Genomic DNA, 16,778 nt, shown 5'->3' with positions numbered 1-16,778 from the left:
CTCTAAACCCTCTCCTTGAAGGAGAGGGTGCCGAAGGCGGGTGAGGTTTCTTCGCTTGGAAGAGACGACATACAAAAACTATCAAACCAACACAACAATAAATACCCATGAAAAACAAACTCATCAGCAAACAATCAATTGCATTATTTATCGCAGCAACTATCAGCGGAATTACGTTAAACACTTGGTGGAATGCAAACGCCCAAACCACACCAGCAAAAACAACTCCACCCAAATATACTAAATTGCAAGATGTGAAGAACTTCAGTATCAAAGGAAACGGTAAAGCCTTTCAACCTGGTAATTTGCAACAGACGAATAAACCAGATAAAGCCGATGATCAAGAATTTAAACGCCGAGGAGTTATTGGTTGGGATGACCGAGTTCCTATGTTAAGCCGACAATATCCTTGGTCGGCAATTGGTAGAGTACAGGGATTAACCACCAAAGGCGAGGAATATCATTGCACAGGTACATTAATTAGTGAAGATGTCGTTTTAACCAATTCACACTGCGTGATTGATCCTGAAACACACCAAGCTAGTCAAAAAATCTTGTTTCTCCCAAATCTTATCAATGGCAAAGTCGCGGATGAATCGGATATTGCCCAAGTTCAAAATGTCGTTTATGGCACTGATTTCACTAAAACTAAGTTAGAGAATCAAACTGACGACTGGGCGCTTTTGAAACTCAATAAACCTATCGGCTTAAAATACGGATATCTTGGTTGGAAATCTTTACCCTCATCAACTCTCACCAAAAACCGGAATAAATATATTTTCGTTGGTTATTCTGGCGATTTCCCTAACACAAACAAAGAAAAGTATCGATTTTTTACCGCAGGTAAGGGATGGACAGCCAGCGTGCAACAAGGTTGTAGCATCGTGGGTGAAGAAGGCAATGTGTTGTTACACGACTGTGATACCACTGGTGGTTCTTCCGGGGGACCAATTATTGGTGTGATAGGTAATCAACCTTACATAATTGGTCTTAATAATGCAGAGATCAAAACTCGTGATGGAAGAGCGATAATCAACCTGGGTGTGAAGATTGATTTTTTAGATAGATTGACAGGAAAATAAGTAGAGATATTTTAAGACTTACGCACAAGAGATCCCCCAACCCCCTTAAAAAGGGGGCTTTTAAGATTCCCCCCTTTTGAAGCTAGGGGGGATCGAGGTTTCGGGTTTTCAGTGCGTAAGTCCTGTATTTCTGTGATATAGCAGTCTAAATCATTTGTGAACAACAAGATTATTGACTTCTAAAAGAAGTCGTAGGTTGGGTTGAACGGAGTGAAACCCAACAATATCAAACGTCTGTTGGGTTTCGCTTACGCTTTACCCAACCTACCATTCTACTTCTTCCCTACACCCTTACACCCTTACACCCCTATACCCTTACACCCCTACACCCTTTCAAACTAAAGGTAAAGTATGACGCTCAAAGAAGTCCCAAATCGTCTGAGTTGAGTCTAAACCCAAATCTTTATTGAAGTCATTTACATCTTTATCAGTAGAACTACCACCGTACCAGAGATGTCCGCCGTTGACTACAGCTAATTCTACAACCTCGGAACCAGCGCTACAACCGGAGTAGGAATAGGTTTTAAGTTTTGAGCGATCGCTCTGATTGCCAGCCACAAATGATACATTATTGGCAGTATATTCAGGACATTGGTTGTGAGTACGCCAAAATTCTATTGCTTCTGGAATAGAAACGAGCGATCCTTTTTGAGTTTTCTTATCACCCTGATAATGTACAGATTGGTCGTTTGTGCCATTAATCATTAACATAGATACAGGCATTTCTGGTTGGCATTTTGGTTTTAGTCGGCTTGGCAAAGAACCAGCGACTGAAGCAAAAGCTGCTATTCTATCAGATAGTTGACAACTCAAAGCTTGGGTTAGTATTCCACCTCTAGAAAAGCCACTAGCGTATATTCTACGGCTATCAATATTTCTAACTTTTTCTATATGATTAATTAAATTCTTCACAAAAGAAACATCATCAATATTTCTTTCCTTCTTCTTTCTTATGCTCCATCTCTGGTTAATGGCATCAGGATAAACGACAATAAACCCTTTTTGGTCTGCTAATTTATTAAATTGAGATACATTACTAATTGAGCGTCCACTGCCTTCATCTCCATGAAATACCATAACTAATGGCATAGGACGACTAGGAGAATAAGACTTTGGCGTATAAATATCGTAAGTGCGCGTGTAACCTTGGTCAGCTAATTCGCCATTACTCTGACCATAAACAACGTTATTCTCTCGTATAGTTATTTGCTGCGCTTGCATTGATTCGCAGCCTGCGACTAAACTAATTGAGAGTAAACAAGTAAAGACTCGTTTTAGCAATTGAGAACTGATATTAACATTCACGATGAATCCTATTAAGTAAAATTATAACCATATTTTTAATGTCTATTACTTACAAAGTACATTTATTCGCTCATGTTTACCTCATACAAATGGGTGAATCTGTCTAAATGACAAGCAGTCAAAGTCTAACTACAGATAGAAAAGGTCTGTTTCCGCACAAAATTAGTATTTTTTGTGTGTAGGCAAAACTTTCAATAAATAGAGGGAATAGGGAACAGGGAGCGGGCAGCAGGGAGCAGGGGACAGGATAAATTGTATTAAATCTAACAAAAGAACCTGGTTAATGTTTCGTCTTATACTTATAAGTTTTCCCACCCGCCTGAGGTGAAAATAAGGAGTGAAGCGCGTTTGCGCCGCGCCCCTTAGGGGCGCTTCGTGCCGTAGGCTGGCAGGGAAGGAGGGCTACTGGATTGTGAATTAAAAACAGCAGAGTGCTGTTGGATTGGACTTAAGGCAGAATTTTTCAAAGTGAGAAACTGTACCAAACTCAGTCGTAAGGGTTCTTGACTGATAGCGTTGACGTAATTGGCACTTAAGTAGCGACGGTAACTTGGTTGATTAGCAAGGTAGGTTTCAAAGAAGGGAAGACTCAAAGCCCTGACATATCGCTGTGCTAATGCAGGACTCGGACCAATCACTTGTTCGGGAACGGGTACACCAGAACTTTCTGAATCTCCAATTGTTGAGAAGTGGGTAGCACCATTAATTAAGACTAAATATTTATTTAAGGTGGTTAACCAGGTGAAGGGTTGAATTTGTTCTGGAAATGCTGGAGCTATTGTATCGGCACTGCCAGCCATAATCATTATAGGAATTTTAATTTGGCTGATACTGTCTTGCCCCATAATACTGCTGTCAATCGGGTTAATGGCGATCGCCGCTTTGACTCGTGAATCAGATAAGTTATATGTACTAGATTGTGGTAAACTCACAGCCAAGCACTGAAGTAACAGTGAAAGATTAGCTTTATCTGGTGAACTTGGGCAGTTTTTTTCTAGTTGCTTAAAATTAATTGGTGCTCCTGCTAACGCCAAAGCTGTGTAACCACCAAAGGATTGACCGACTACGCCGACTTGTTCCAAATTCAAGCGCCCTTTGTATGCAGGGTCGGTTTGAGATAGCTTAGTCAGTTGATTCAACAAATACTTTACATCCAAAGGGCGGTCAATAAATTCTCTTGGACCTGTGACTTCCGCCGCCCTACCTGATAATAAAGCTTGCAACTGTTTGGCATCACTACCGGGATGTTCTGGAACAGCAACGACAAACCCATAAGAAGCAAGGTTTTGAGCAAGGTAAGCATAACTGGTACGATCAGAACCAAGTCCGTGGGAGATGACAATAACTGGACGAAAGCCAGATACATCTGGTAGATAAATGTCAGCAGGAAAAGTGCGACTACGAGATGTATCGTTGAGGGTAATAGTCCGCTTTTGCCAACGATATTTTCCTGATCGTGGCAGATCTGTGAGTGAAATCTTATCTGAGGTAGAGGCATTTGCTGTATCCAACGACTGCTTGTTGATCAGTGCGATCGCCTGTTGAGTCTGATTAACTATATTTTGGAATGCCTCTGCTATTTGCAAACCGCGAGCTAAGTTTATCGAAATCGTTCTTGAGGGAAACCTGCGTAGTATATTTAATAAAGTGAACTTTTGTGGGTCGGCTGCTGCAAGAATCAGTGCTCCTCGAATTGCATAGAACCCGTTAATGTGAGATTCTTGCTGTACGACTTCTCCGAAATCTGCCAACACTCTTTCGCCTATCGGCGTATAAAGAAATTGCGAAACCTGTACAGCATTTAGGGGAATGGGAGTCAGCAACAATTGCGGCAGTTGCTTTAGTTGCTCTTTACCTGCATACTCAACATATGCAGCCAGATCATCATCTACTTTACCTGTCCTGGCATAAGCTTCTAGAGAATCAATCGAAATAGAGCGAGACACAGCACCATAGGAAAGAGTCAACCGCTCTGCACTTAAGCTAGGACGAGCGGTTAGAGTAGGAATTAACCCAATACTAAGAATCCCCAAGGCGATTTGTAGCAAAATTGATTGCTTCCTGACAAAACGAGCAGGAGGACGCAACTGGGGAACTTTGGTGAGAGGAGGCGAAATCGGCGAGCAATTCATGAATATCACTAAGGGCTTCTTTAGCAATTTTACTAAATCAAGGTTATGGTGCTTATGGATACTATTGCCAGGAATATTCTTTTGTTGCTCACAAATGTTCTCTGTGGTCAATGCCCTAAAGTTCTTACAAGATTTTGATAAAGTTTGGGAAGAAATGTTTGAAAGTGCATCATCTGTTTACAACAAATCGATATTTAAAAAAAGCAATGAACAATAACCGCTGGACACTGACAGGAAAAAAAGCTTTGATTACTGGGGCAACCAAAGGAATTGGAGGAGCGATCGCCCAAGAATTTTTGTCTCTCGGTGCTGAAATTATGATTGTTGCTAGAGATGCACAAGCAATAAACCAGCAGCTTGAAAACTGGCGATCGCAAGGATGGAAAGCTTATGGAATTGCTGCAGATATTGCCACATCTGATGGTCGTCAGGCAATAATTGAACAAGTCAATCAAACTTTAGGAGGATTAGATATCCTCGTCAACAACGTTGGCACTAATATTCGCAAAAAAGCGCTGGAATATACACAACAAGAATATGAGCGCATATTTCAAACCAACTTAACCTCTACATTTGAAATGTGCCGACTCGCTTATCCTTTGCTGAAAGCTGGAGACAACAGCAGCATCGTGAACATTGGTTCTGTTGCTGGGTTAACTGGAGTTCGCACGGGCGCACCCTATGGAATGACAAAAGCAGCGCTTGTACAACTGACTCGTTCTTTGGCTGTAGAATGGGCAGAAAACCAAATTCGTGTAAATACTGTTGCTCCTTGGTTTATTCTCACTCCTTTAACTGAATCTTTCTTGAGCAATTCAGATGTCTTGAACTCAGTTTTATCGCGTACACCAATGGGGCGAGTTGGCACACCAGAGGAAGTTGCAGGTTTAGTAGCCTTTCTGTGTATGCCAACAGCCACTTACATTACTGGACAGTGTATTGCAGTTGATGGTGGTTTTGTAGGCTTTGGTTTTTAAATAATTAGGGGTGTAGGGGTATGGGGGTGTAGGGGTATAGGGGAATACGGTTGCTGTTAAGGATTGATCCGAAACTCGCCCTCCTTAAAAAGGAGGGAACTGAGCAAGCTTTTTAACGAGCGTTGGGGGATCTTATACCGATTCTCCATGATAGCTTGCGTGGCGTAGCCATAGATGCACTTAATGTTTATTAGACGATTAGCAACAAGACGAGCCAGCGCTGCAGGAGGGTTTCCCTCCGTAGGCGACTGGCGTCGCCAAGAACGCCAAGAATGAAAGAGTAAGTATTAAGTGCAAGTTTACAGAGAATTGGTATTACAAAACTAAATACCACTAATATCGTGTCCGTTTAAAGACTTATCATTAAGGCTGCAACGGAGCAGGGGGTAGGGAGCACCGGAGAAAGAGTTTTCAGGTTTTAGCACAGATGCACCAGATTATAACTAATTAGGCGAACATGATATAACTCACCGTACTGGGCTATAACTGCTGTTTATTCCCCTTACACCCCTACACCCCTACACCCCCAGTTTTAGTCAATTTTACCAGTAAAAACCCGCTCTGCTGGTCCTGTCATATAAAGGCGTTGGTCGATTTGGGACCATTCTATCAGCAATGGTCCTCCTGGAAGTTCGACCGTAGCCTTGCGATCGCATCTCTGTGTCAACACACCCGCCACTAGCGACGCACACGCGCCAGTTCCACAAGCTAAAGTTATACCAGCACCTCGTTCCCATACGCGCATTTTCACGTAGTCAGGACGCACGACTTGGATAAATTCAGTATTGATTCGTTGAGGGAAAGCTGGGTGATGCTCAAACTGAGGACCAATAATTTCTAAAGGAATTGTTGCGACATCTTCTACAAAAGTGATGCAGTGAGGATTTCCCATATTGACACAGGTGACATCCCAAGTTTTGCCTGCGACTTCTAGCGGTTGATTGACAACTTTTTCGTTAGCTGGGTTGATAGTCGTAGGGATTTCACCAGCAAGTAGCCTGGGGATACCCATATCCACTCTAACTTGACCATCTGGCATGAGTTGGGGTGTCATCACACCACCTAGAGTATGAATGCGATATTGGTCGCTTTTTTTGGCGTTGCCTTCCAAATCAGCTAAAAAAGCACCGAGACAGCGAATACCGTTACCACACATTTCTGGTTCTGAACCATCAGAATTAAAAATTCGCATGGTGTAGTCAGTACCGTTTTCTCCAGGTAAGGCAAAAATAACACCGTCTGCACCGATGCCAAAGTGGCGATCGCACAACTTAACCGCTTGCTCTGGAGTGATGACAGGCTCTGATGACGAGCGATTGTCAATCAATATGAAGTCATTGCCCAGACCGTGATACTTAGTAAATTCTATTGCCATTGTCAAAGTCGATGAATTATATTTGAGTTTTTCGTCATTAGTGTAATGTCTTTTGTCAGTTGTTAGTTATAACTGACCAAAGCTAAGGGTGTAGGGGTGTAGGGATGTCAGGGAAAAGAAAAAACGATATTTTTGTACAAGAAAGCCCCGGAACCACCTTGGTGTTATAGCAAGCATTGATTTCTTCCCTACACCCTTATACCCTTATATCCTTACACCCCAACTTCAAAACTGATAACTGATAACTGATGACTGATAACTGATGACAATTATGGGACTTGACACCTCACTGCCTAGCATTCGGCAAGTACAAAATTTGATACAGCAAGCAGTCACAATTGAGACCAAACTGCTAACTGGCGACATATTGATTGGGAGAATTATATGGCAGGATTCTCAATGTATGTGTCTTATGGATGAAAACAGTCAACAGATGACTGTTTGGAAGCAGGCTATTGCTTATATTAAGACGAAAGAATAGTCATATCATGTCCGCTTAATTACTTATAATTCCTGCTTGACCTCACCCTAACCCTCTCTTTATAAAGGAGAGGGTACTGGAGGCGCGTTAAGTTCCTCGTTTTTATAAATGTTTATCCGGACATGATATCATTTGTCCTTTGCTCATGAATGATTGCACACACTCCCTTAACCCACAATATAGCGGTTCGGGAGTAATGACTAATGACTAATGACTAATGACTAATCCAACACACTATCTCTAGGCAAAAACTCTTTGAGTGCTTCTGCTTCGCCTGCTTTCACGATTGGGATAGCTAGCGGTATTTTGCTTTCTGGGGCAAGCAATTGCACAACTTGATTTAGAGAAAGCAAATTTCCACACAATAAAACTTGGTCGTGGACTTGCAAATCCTTGTTACCATCGGGAAAGCGGATAAATTTGCCATCTCGTCGCATTGCCTGCACCATAACCCCATATTTGTTGCGGATATCCAAATCTGCTAAAGTTTTCCCAACCTCTGGGCTATCGGTACTGAGAGTCACCCACTGACAAGCGCTGTTTTCTCCGGGAACGGCGACTTGACCTTTTGCAAATTCATCCAAAGCCGCTAATTCACCATCAGAACCGACAACCAAAAGGCGATCGCCTTCTTCTAAGTCCGTCTGGAGTGAAGGATAATCTATTTCCTCACCTCCTTGACGACGAATTGCCATCAAACTCACGCCTGTTAAGTAGCGCATATCTGCTTCTTCTAAAGTCATACCGATTAGGGGTGAACCAAATGGTAAAGAATACCAACGTTTATTCAGGTCTTGAGTTGCTAGTTGTAAATCACGAGAAACCTCAGACGCGGATTGTTCAGGGCGCAGATCCAAATAATGACGACTGCGAATTTCCTGCATTTCTCGTTGCACCACAGTAGATGATAAGCCCAAATCAGTTAAGATGTAAGTCACCATTTCTAAACTAGCCTCAAACTCTGGTTGCACAACTTCCCGTGCCCCGAGTTGATAAAGTACCTCAATACTTTTGTCGTTTGTGGCGCGAACAACGATATCTAGATCAGGAGACAGTTCCAAAGCGCGTTTGACGCAAAGACGGGTACTCATGGGGTCAGGAAGTGCGATCGCCATTCCTCGTGCTGTGTTGACTCCAGCAGTTTCTAAAACGTGAAAACTCACACAATTACCATAAATATAAGCCACCCCAGCTTCGCGCAACTGCTGAATTCGACTTTCTGACTGGTCAATCACCACAATGGGTAAATTGTGCTGCTGAAGCAACTTCACCAAATTGCGTCCCACTCGCCCATAGCCGCAGACAACCACATGGTCTTTGATTGGCAGTTCTTCAGCAACTGCTAACGGCTGACCTTCCCCGCTTAAATAGGGCTTTAACCAAGGTATTGATTCCAACCAGTCAAACATAATTGGAACCAAACGCAGCACAAAAGGAGTCAGCACTAATGTGACTGCAGTCGTTCCCAAAATCAGTAAATATACTTTTCGTGAAACCAGCCCCAGGGCTTGTCCTTCGCTGGCGAGAACAAAGGAAAATTCTCCAATTTGAGCCAGTCCTAATCCAGCGATTAACGCTGTTTTCAACGGGTAGCGGAACAATTTTACCAGTGGCGTAATAATTAAACATTTACCAATAAATACCAGTGTCACTAATCCCAGAATCAATTCCAGATTGTTCCACAAAAACACTGGGTCGATTAAGATTCCAATGGAAGCAAAAAATAAACTGGCAAAAATATCTCGCAATGGCTCAACATACGTAAGGGTTTGGTCAGCGTATTCCACTTCCGAAATCATCAAGCCAGCGACAAACGCTCCCATTTCAATAGAAAGCCCCAAAGACTCTGTTAGTAGGGCAATACCCAAACACAGTGCTACGACACCTAATAAAAATAATTCTCGGCTTTCAGTACGGGCTAGCAGTCGCAACAAAGGAGGGATGAGCCAAATCCCTGCAATAACTGCACCAGCAGCAAATAAACCAATTCGCAACAGTGCCAACAAAACTGCGACAACAAGCCTTTCTCCTGGTTCGTGAAGAGCAGGTAAGACTGCAATCATCAGTCCTAATGCTAAATCTTGAACGACCAAAATTCCCAGCATCACCTGTCCGTGGGGTGTTTCCGTCTCATTACGTTCCATCAAACACTTGAGAACAACTGCTGTGGAAGACAAAGACAAAATTGCCCCTAAAAATATGCCTTTAGCTGGTAGATATGCCCAAGCCCCTGTAGCCCCGCAGACTAAAACTGTGACGAGAATTGTTAGGGCAATTTGTAGTCCTCCTCCCCCAAGGGCGATCGCTTGGACTTTTTTGAGTTCCGTAAAGGAAAACTCAACACCCAAGGCAAATAGTAAAAAAGCGACTCCAAACTGAGCCAACGTTTCTACTTGAATCAATTCTTTAATCAGTCCCAGTCCGGATGGCCCAACGACCATTCCACCAATAAGATACCCTAGTAGAACGGGTTGTCTTAAAAGCGCCGCCAAGAGTCCGCCACAAGCAGCAACGGCAAAAACTGAAACTAAATCAACTATGAGTCTAAAATCTTCCTGCACAAGCTTATAAAAAAATTGTTAAAACCTATTAACATCAGGATACAAAGTTTTTTCTCTTTAAAGTATCAAATGTGTTTTTTATTTATAGTACTCATATTTGATTTTTGTGAAACTAAGTACATTTGATGTTCCCCCTTCTGGTGCTAAGCGTTAAGCGTTCCCTCTATTCACGAGTCAGTTCATAAATCAAACCGAATTCCTATAGCTATTTTAAAGTATGCCCTGTAGCTGGGGCTAAACTGATAACTGTTAAAACTACAATTCAAAAGCTAGACTAGAACAACAAGGTAGCAAGGTTGACAATCGAAAGGATATTATGATGAGCGATCGCGATTACACATTAATTATTGATAAGAGCGGTAGTATGTCCACTCCTGACCAAGTTGGAGGTAGAAGTCGCTGGGAAATGGCTCAAGAATCTACACTCGCACTGGCAAGGAAATGTGAGCAATTTGACCCTGACGGGATCACAATTTATGTATTTGCCGGTAAATTGAAACGTTACGATGATGTCACTTCAGCGAAAGTAGCACAAATTTTTCTAGAAAATGATCCTGGTGGCACGACAAATTTAGCAGGTGTACTCAAAGATGCAACCAATCACTACTTTCAGCGCAAAGCAGCAGGTCAAGCCAAGCCCAATGGCGAAACAATTCTAGTGATCACCGATGGTGAACCAGATGACCGTAAAGCAGTCTTTGAGGTGATAATTAATGCATCGCGTCAGATGGAACGCGATGAAGAATTGGGAATTTCTTTGATTCAAATAGGCTCAGATCCTCAAGCAACCAAGTTTCTCAAAGCTTTGGATGACCAAATGCAAGATATTGGTGCTAAATTTGACATCTGCGACACAATCACCTTGGATGATTTGGAAGATATGAGTCTTGCTGATGTGTTAATGAATGCGGTGACTGATTAATCAGTTTTTTGTCATTTGTTCGTTATTAATAACTGATGAGTGATGAGTGATAACTGATGAGTGATAACTGATGAGTGATAACTGATGAGTGATGACTGATAACAAATAGGGAGAATTGAAAAATGCTAGATAATCGTGACTATACTTTAATTATCGACAAAAGTGGCAGTATGGCAACCCAAGACCAAAAAGGTGGTAGAAGCAGATGGGTTGCTGCACAAGAATCTACTTTTGCCTTGGCGAGTAAATGCGAGCAACTTGACCCTGATGGTATCACTGTTTATCTGTTTTCTGGACGCTTCAAGCGCTATGAAAATGTGACATCAAGCAGGGTATTGCAAATTTTCCAAGAAAATGATCCTTCTGGTACAACTGATTTGGCAGGTGTGCTGAAACACGCAACTGATAACTATTTTCAACGCAAAGCTGCAGGTGAAACTCAGCCAAATGGTGAAACTATTTTAGTGGTGACTGATGGTGAACCAGATGATCGTAAAGCGGTGATGAAAGTAATTATTGAAGCTTCTCGCCAGATGGATCGCGATGAGGAACTTGGTATTTCTTTTATTCAAGTAGGTACAGATCCCCAAGCGACTCGCTTTCTCAAAGTATTAGATGATGAACTGCAAGGGGCTGGTGCAAAGTTCGATATCTGCGACACCATCACCATAGAAGATATGGAAGACATGAGTTTATCAGAAGTACTGCTCAACGCTATTAATGATTAAGCATTTGTGGTGAATTTTCATGGAATTGAGGAGCAAACTGAATTTGGAGTAGTTACGGAGGATTTCAGAACATGGATTCTCTTGATAAACTTTTAGCTGAACTGAAAGCTGAATATGAACAACAAAAACCCCAACAGCATCAGCAAAAAGCAAATTCAATCAAACCAGTCAGCAAAATGGAAGATAAATCAAATTTCTTGATAGATAAACTATTAGCCGACGTCAAAGCTGATTTTGAGCAAAAAGATTTAGCGGAAAAATTGCAGAAACAGCAAGAACAAGAACAACTTCAGGCTAAAAAATTAGAGGAGTTGAAAAAGCAAGCCGAAGATTGGCTAGCTAAATTAGACCCCTTTTCCTCAGAAGGACTTTGGTTTGAAAAGTTTGCTGAAGGATATCCGTCAAGATTAGAGGCTGCAATTGAATATTTACAATTGGAGTGAATAAATTTTTTAGTCTTTTGTGCCTTACCATTATTAGGAATTAACTAACCAAGTCCAGTGCTCAAATATTTTGCTTCTTATTATTTATTTCAGATAAATGCTTGACGCCCCACTCATGCATTGCATAGAGAATTGGTTTAAGACTTTCCCCTAAAGGTGTTAAAGAATACTCTACTTTTGGAGGAATTTGCGGGTAAACTTTGCGATCAATAACCCCATCTTCCTCCATCTCCCTGAGTTGTTGAGTTAGCATTTTTTGAGTAACTCCATCTAAAGCTCGCTGTAATTCACCAAAGCGTTTCACACCATCCATTAATTCTCTAATAATCAAAACCTTCCAGCGTCCACCAATGACTTTTAGTGTGTTTTCTACTTCACAAGTTAGTCGGCTATGGTTTTGTGCTTCTGCTTTCATAGTTTTTGTTGCGTAACTACCTTATTGGAGTTTAGACTAAAAGCGATTTGAGGGAACGGGGCAGGGAGTAGGGAGTAGCTTTCAAGGGTAGGTATTAAATAAAAAAAGGCGCAGAAAAGTAGCTAAAATACTTATCGGATGGGAGTCAGCAGAAATAACAGTAGATGGATTTGGGGTGTTTCGAGGGCGATCTGCAAAGGAGCGTAGAGCGCGTAAGCGCAAGCGCACGCAAGCGAGGGCGTTCGCCGTAAGACGTGCCGTTAGGCATACAAAGCAGCGTCTCGTAGAGAAGCTATAGCCCAAAAAACCAAAAACCCCACACACTAAAATCCCCCACAACCACACCAGGATGCAGGAGATTAGTACGGACGAACTACGGCCTATGGCTAGGGCGAATGGAGCGTGACTTCCCTACTTTGTAGCCGTCTTATTATTCTGATTCACGATGGTGGTGGCGATGATGGGGAGGGTTTTCAAACGCCTCTTCGATACCTTCGATACGCCGATTAACTCTTTCATTGATTGCATTATCAAGCATTAAATCAGCTTCTGTTTCAATCATAGGCTCAATTGCCCGACCGCCTGGAATATGGGACAGAACGCCATCAATCATCCTATTAGCAATGTTATTTGCTGCTGTATCAATTCCAGCATCAACTATAAACTCACCAGCTCCCTCAGGGTTACCATCTGTATGGTGATGATGTTTATGGTGATTATGTTCTGACATCACAAAGTCCTCTATTACTGATAACACGATGCCTAGACTATCATGATAGTGCGGCTTCAAGAAATTGATTACGTCTAGATCACTAACGGTTTGAAAACCTGTCTTCAACACCTTCTATACGCTCATTAACTTCCTCATTGATTCTGTTATCAAGCATTAAATCAACTTCAGTTTCAAGCATAGGCTCAATTGCCCGACCACCTGGAATATGCTCGGCTATCCCTTCAATTACCCTGTTAGCAACGTTATTTGCTGCTGTATCAACACCAGCATCAACAGCAAACTCGCCAACTCCTTCAGGGTTATTATGTTCACGGTCGTTATATTCACGGTCGTTATATTCACGGTCGTTATATTCACGGTCGTTATATTCAGGGTTGTTATATTCTGACATCACCAATTCCTCTATTACTAATAAAAGTTTATTGGTTAGACAGTATTTTTGTTTCCGTCTCCAGTCTTATTAATTGTGTGAATTTTTTCTAACTAAAGACTCAGACTCAATGATAAGTGTAAATATCATATGTTTTTATCTATCCGACATTCTGCAGGTCAGTGATCGCTTTAATGAATTTTCGCTCGTTTGAACCAAAAGACTTTGGGCAAACCCAAATAATTGAGAATTTTGTCAACAATTTCGGAAAATAAAAACTCAACACAAAACGCTGATATCCTTTATCCAATAACGACTAATGATTCCAAAGTACCAAAAATATTTGGGAAGAAAACAAAACCTGCGGAATGTAGGATATATCTCTCACGTCCAGTTACCAATCAGCACATACGCCGCCCAGTAATAGGGTTGTTGTCGATAGTTGCGATCTTTAAGAATTGCAAGTTGGGCACGACGCAGGGCTTCTGCCTTTGAGATACCTGTTTTACTAATGTGCGCCAATTGATCATAAAATTGACCGATGAGCGTTGCTGAAGCTTCATCGTTGACGCGCCACAATGTTGCTACGGTACTGCGTGCGCCGGAACGCACTGCAACCCCCGCTAATCCTAACGCCGAACGAGTATCGCCCGCTGCTGTTTCACATGCACTCAGCACAAGGAGTTCAAGCGAATTCTTCCGCGATAATTCGACTGTTTTGAGAACGCTACTGAGTTGATTGACTTTGATTTTGCCATCCCAAGTAAGAATAAAAGTATCATCTGCTGTAGAGCCAAATTGACCGTGTGTTGCTAAATGAACAATCGGTGACGAAACAGCAGATACCCTATTTTGAAAGGCGGTATTTGTAAACTTTTGGTTAAACAGGATTTGGGTTGGAATCTCGGATTTAATTTTATTTACCTCAGTCTCGACATAAGGTAGTGACGGAAACGCTGGAGGACGTGCGGCATTAAGTCCAGCAACCAATGCACCTAGTTGTTCTTGTTTGAGCGATCGCGGCGACAAAAGTTGCAATCCAGGTGTCAAAGCAATACTATATTGTTCTACAAGGAACTTTTGACCATCGTGCAGCGCCGCCATCGGAATATTTCGCAAAGCACCATCTAAAACAAAAACCAAGGTTTCTACTTTGCTCGCGGCAAGTTCTGCGGCTACCGGACGGATAAGCCAATTATATAATTTTTGGAGTTCCGGCAGTGCCAAATCTCCGGTTGTGTTTTGCTGCAAATCGCCGCGTAGCGTCGATACGAGATTTTCCACCTCTTTGCTGCTGACATCGGTTTTTTTGTAGCGTAAGTTGTGGGATTCCTTTGTTGACTTTTGGCTCGCGGATTGCGGTAAACTTGTGATGATGGCAAGCTGGTCTTCTAAAAGGATTGGGTAAATCACAGCTGCACGTTGATCCACTTGATCAATCAGTGCTGGATTTCCATTCAGACATGCTTCCCGGAAGAAATTATCGAGTTCGACTAGTTGTAATGCTTCAATAACATCCCGCGCCACCTTCAAGTCATCGGGTTTATTCGAGTTCACCAAGAGTCCGACGAGTTGACGGTGAATTGGCTCAACAGCATAGCGGAAAGAAAACTGTAAATCTGGACTCGCCGCCGCTAAATCTGTTCGCAGAGATTTGATTGTGGCGACTGCTTCTTTATAAGCTGCGATCGCACCTGTGTTTTTCCCTTGAGCCTTGAGCACTCGTCCCAACTGCCACTGCCAAAGATAAGTGCTATCATCTGCGTTACTTTGTTGCGCTAACTGGAGTGCTTGTGAGGTTAATTTTTCTGCCTGACTCCACTGCTGCATTTTTTCGTAAACATTGCCTAGGCTACCCAGCGCGTAGGCAAGGGTGTGTGAATCTCCTAAATCTTTGGCTTGTTGTACCGCCTTTGTCAGAAGAGCTTCAAGCAACGAAGATGTTCCTTTTTTTTGACTTTCCATCCGCATCATCGACTGGGCAAGATTCACCCGTGCCTCAATTGCCGTACGACTAGGAGGTAATGCCTCGATTTGTTGTTGAACCTGTGGCAGGAAAGTTTGAGCGGCAGACTGTTGATTGCTATCGACGAGTAAACTGAATTGATTGACTTGTGCTTGTACCCGTAAATGAGGAGAAACCGTAGAAGCTGCTTGTTGATAGAACTTCAAGGCAGCTTGGGCAGCTTGGGGATCAATTGGAGTTTCGTCAGTTTTATCCAGGCTGAGTTGAGCACGGGCAGTGTTACCGAGGCTGAGTTGAGTTAATGTGATGATGTCGGATAGTTGCAACTTGGTGGCGATCGCCCTTTGGGCGGCTCCCTGCTGGAGCATCGCCAGACTACGCTCTAAAACGAGGCGTGCTTGAGTCAAATTACCAGTCACCCGCAGCGAATCTCCTAAAGTACGAAGCGCGGTTGCAGTTTCCGGGGAGGCAGAAATTCCTTGCAGTTGACTTTCTAGAGTTTTGAGTTGAACAGCGTTGGTTATTGTTTCAGTATTCGTCGTCGAACGCTGCGGTAACTTTAAGGCAGTTTGGAGTAAGGCGATCGCCCGTCGATATAATCCTAAGTTTTGTAAAGCTTGTGCCTGGTTAACTTGGCTGATCAGTGCCTTGTCAGGCTTGCCTAGCTGAGTGTAAACAAGTGTGGCGCGTTCCCAGGATTTCAGCGCGGCTTCGGTTTGTCCACGTGCCAGGAGTAACCCGCCTTGGATGTCGAGGACTTGCGCCAGCGCCAGTGATTTCTCTGAGGTATTTGGTATAGTTGCTTCTAAAAGTGCAAGACTGTCGGCGATCGCTTTACTAGCATCATTCCACTGTCCCAGTTGTTGATAGCAAAGCGATAAATTGCTAAGACTGAGAGCTTGACGGATGGGGTTTCCAGCAGCTTTATAAGCAAGGGCGGCTTGTTGAAAAAGCGTTGCTGCCTCTGTAAATTGATTGGCGCTATAGCGCGATCGCGCCTGCTGTTCGAGAGTTAATCCAGATTGGCTTTGGGCTATCAACGTGGAAGTTACTGGAGTTTGAGCAAGTATAGGTGATGTAATACACAATAAGCAAGTTATCACCATTGGGATAACAAAACGAATAAATTTCTTATAGCGTCGTTTAGTAGATTTCATAGGAAGCACTCCTCATCGCTAATTATTGTCTCATTGGATGGACACGCTCTTGCCCACTTCTGATACCCAACCATTAATAACCAGTTGCTGGATTTCTCTTTGAAGCTATAAAGAAAAAGAGATTTATATAT

Annotated in this window: 14 protein-coding genes; 6 read left to right on the top strand and 8 right to left on the bottom strand. The window is 42.6% G+C overall.

Annotated features, from left to right (window positions below; genetic code table 11):
- The first annotated feature begins 107 nt into the window (after nt 1-107).
- Entirely contained in the window at nt 108-1,082 is a 975-nt protein-coding gene (locus AC5JM2_RS08185; RefSeq protein ID WP_495834398.1) for a trypsin-like serine peptidase, read from the top strand.
- Between the two features lie 333 nt (nt 1,083-1,415).
- Here the strand turns inward: AC5JM2_RS08185 and AC5JM2_RS08180 are convergent, their stop codons facing one another.
- The gene (locus AC5JM2_RS08180) at nt 1,416-2,387 is read right to left on the bottom strand and encodes an extracellular catalytic domain type 1 short-chain-length polyhydroxyalkanoate depolymerase (protein ID WP_495834397.1); all 972 of its coding nucleotides are present in this window, start codon (nt 2,385-2,387) and stop codon (nt 1,416-1,418) included.
- A 362-nt stretch (nt 2,388-2,749) separates the two neighbouring features.
- Nucleotides 2,750-4,519: an alpha/beta hydrolase gene (locus AC5JM2_RS08175; RefSeq protein WP_495834396.1), complete on the bottom strand. Its 1,770-nt coding sequence runs from the start codon at nt 4,517-4,519 to the stop codon at nt 2,750-2,752.
- 206 nt (nt 4,520-4,725) lie between these two features.
- On the opposite strand from AC5JM2_RS08175, the gene AC5JM2_RS08170 reads away from it, so the two are divergent.
- Nucleotides 4,726-5,496 carry an SDR family oxidoreductase gene (locus AC5JM2_RS08170; protein ID WP_495834395.1) on the top strand — a complete coding sequence of 257 codons (771 nt, stop codon included), beginning with the start codon at nt 4,726-4,728 and terminating at the stop codon, nt 5,494-5,496.
- Between the two features lie 532 nt (nt 5,497-6,028).
- Here AC5JM2_RS08170 and dapF read toward each other — a convergent pair.
- A complete protein-coding gene (gene dapF, locus AC5JM2_RS08165; RefSeq protein ID WP_495834394.1) occupies nt 6,029-6,871 on the bottom strand; it encodes a diaminopimelate epimerase in 843 nt (280 codons plus the stop codon).
- Nucleotides 6,872-7,133: 262 nt separating this feature from the next.
- Here dapF and AC5JM2_RS08160 point away from each other — a divergent pair, with 262 nt between their 5' ends.
- A complete protein-coding gene (locus tag AC5JM2_RS08160; RefSeq protein ID WP_495834393.1) occupies nt 7,134-7,352 on the top strand; it encodes an Hfq-related RNA-binding protein in 219 nt (72 codons plus the stop codon).
- Nucleotides 7,353-7,573: 221 nt separating this feature from the next.
- Here AC5JM2_RS08160 and AC5JM2_RS08155 read toward each other — a convergent pair whose 3' ends face one another.
- Nucleotides 7,574-9,913 carry a monovalent cation:proton antiporter family protein gene (locus tag AC5JM2_RS08155; RefSeq protein ID WP_495834392.1) on the bottom strand — a complete coding sequence of 780 codons (2,340 nt, stop codon included), beginning with the start codon at nt 9,911-9,913 and terminating at the stop codon, nt 7,574-7,576.
- Nucleotides 9,914-10,229: 316 nt separating this feature from the next.
- Between AC5JM2_RS08155 and AC5JM2_RS08150 the strand changes: the two genes are divergently transcribed.
- The 3 genes from AC5JM2_RS08150 (at nt 10,230) to AC5JM2_RS08140 (ending at nt 12,006) form a co-directional block, all read left to right on the top strand.
- Nucleotides 10,230-10,835 carry a vWA domain-containing protein gene (locus tag AC5JM2_RS08150; protein ID WP_210613446.1) on the top strand — a complete coding sequence of 202 codons (606 nt, stop codon included), beginning with the start codon at nt 10,230-10,232 and terminating at the stop codon, nt 10,833-10,835.
- A 122-nt stretch (nt 10,836-10,957) separates the two neighbouring features.
- Nucleotides 10,958-11,563: a vWA domain-containing protein gene (locus tag AC5JM2_RS08145; RefSeq protein ID WP_495834391.1), complete on the top strand. Its 606-nt coding sequence runs from the start codon at nt 10,958-10,960 to the stop codon at nt 11,561-11,563.
- Nucleotides 11,564-11,634: 71 nt separating this feature from the next.
- Nucleotides 11,635-12,006 (top strand): salt stress protein, Slr1339 family, encoded by a 372-nt coding sequence (locus AC5JM2_RS08140; protein ID WP_495834390.1) that lies wholly within the window; start codon nt 11,635-11,637, stop codon nt 12,004-12,006.
- Nucleotides 12,007-12,067: 61 nt separating this feature from the next.
- Here AC5JM2_RS08140 and AC5JM2_RS08135 read toward each other — a convergent pair whose 3' ends face one another.
- The 4 genes from AC5JM2_RS08135 to AC5JM2_RS08120 all read right to left on the bottom strand — a co-directional run bounded on the left by AC5JM2_RS08135 (nt 12,068) and on the right by AC5JM2_RS08120 (nt 16,647).
- Entirely contained in the window at nt 12,068-12,421 is a 354-nt protein-coding gene (locus tag AC5JM2_RS08135) for a winged helix-turn-helix transcriptional regulator (RefSeq protein ID WP_495834389.1), read from the bottom strand.
- A 430-nt stretch (nt 12,422-12,851) separates the two neighbouring features.
- On the bottom strand, nt 12,852-13,151 hold the full coding sequence (locus AC5JM2_RS08130; RefSeq protein WP_495834388.1) for a hypothetical protein: 300 nt from the start codon (nt 13,149-13,151) through the stop codon (nt 12,852-12,854).
- Between the two features lie 82 nt (nt 13,152-13,233).
- The gene (locus tag AC5JM2_RS08125) at nt 13,234-13,545 is read right to left on the bottom strand and encodes a hypothetical protein (protein ID WP_495834387.1); all 312 of its coding nucleotides are present in this window, start codon (nt 13,543-13,545) and stop codon (nt 13,234-13,236) included.
- A gap of 363 nt (nt 13,546-13,908) precedes the next feature.
- Nucleotides 13,909-16,647, bottom strand: a complete 2,739-nt coding sequence (locus AC5JM2_RS08120; RefSeq protein WP_495834386.1) for a CHAT domain-containing protein — start codon at nt 16,645-16,647, stop codon at nt 13,909-13,911.
- Nucleotides 16,648-16,778 lie beyond the last annotated feature (131 nt).

This window comes from Brasilonema angustatum (genome assembly GCF_059505445.1).
This window is presented reverse-complemented; position numbering and strand designations above follow the sequence as displayed.

What these genes read in the sequence shown, in the direction of transcription:
- AC5JM2_RS08135 (WP_495834389.1), bottom strand. Translation starts at nt 12,421, where the DNA reads ATGAAAGCAGAAGCACAAAACCATAGCCGACTAACTTGTGAAGTAGAA.
- AC5JM2_RS08160 (WP_495834393.1), top strand. Translation starts at nt 7,134, where the DNA reads ATGACAATTATGGGACTTGACACCTCACTGCCTAGCATTCGGCAAGTA.
- AC5JM2_RS08145 (WP_495834391.1), top strand. Translation starts at nt 10,958, where the DNA reads ATGCTAGATAATCGTGACTATACTTTAATTATCGACAAAAGTGGCAGT.
- AC5JM2_RS08125 (WP_495834387.1), bottom strand. Translation starts at nt 13,545, where the DNA reads ATGTCAGAATATAACAACCCTGAATATAACGACCGTGAATATAACGAC.
- AC5JM2_RS08170 (WP_495834395.1), top strand. Translation starts at nt 4,726, where the DNA reads ATGAACAATAACCGCTGGACACTGACAGGAAAAAAAGCTTTGATTACT.
- AC5JM2_RS08175 (WP_495834396.1), bottom strand. Translation starts at nt 4,519, where the DNA reads ATGAATTGCTCGCCGATTTCGCCTCCTCTCACCAAAGTTCCCCAGTTG.
- AC5JM2_RS08150 (WP_210613446.1), top strand. Translation starts at nt 10,230, where the DNA reads ATGATGAGCGATCGCGATTACACATTAATTATTGATAAGAGCGGTAGT.
- AC5JM2_RS08120 (WP_495834386.1), bottom strand. Translation starts at nt 16,647, where the DNA reads ATGAAATCTACTAAACGACGCTATAAGAAATTTATTCGTTTTGTTATC.
- AC5JM2_RS08140 (WP_495834390.1), top strand. Translation starts at nt 11,635, where the DNA reads ATGGATTCTCTTGATAAACTTTTAGCTGAACTGAAAGCTGAATATGAA.
- dapF (WP_495834394.1), bottom strand. Translation starts at nt 6,871, where the DNA reads ATGGCAATAGAATTTACTAAGTATCACGGTCTGGGCAATGACTTCATA.
- AC5JM2_RS08130 (WP_495834388.1), bottom strand. Translation starts at nt 13,151, where the DNA reads ATGTCAGAACATAATCACCATAAACATCATCACCATACAGATGGTAAC.
- AC5JM2_RS08185 (WP_495834398.1), top strand. Translation starts at nt 108, where the DNA reads ATGAAAAACAAACTCATCAGCAAACAATCAATTGCATTATTTATCGCA.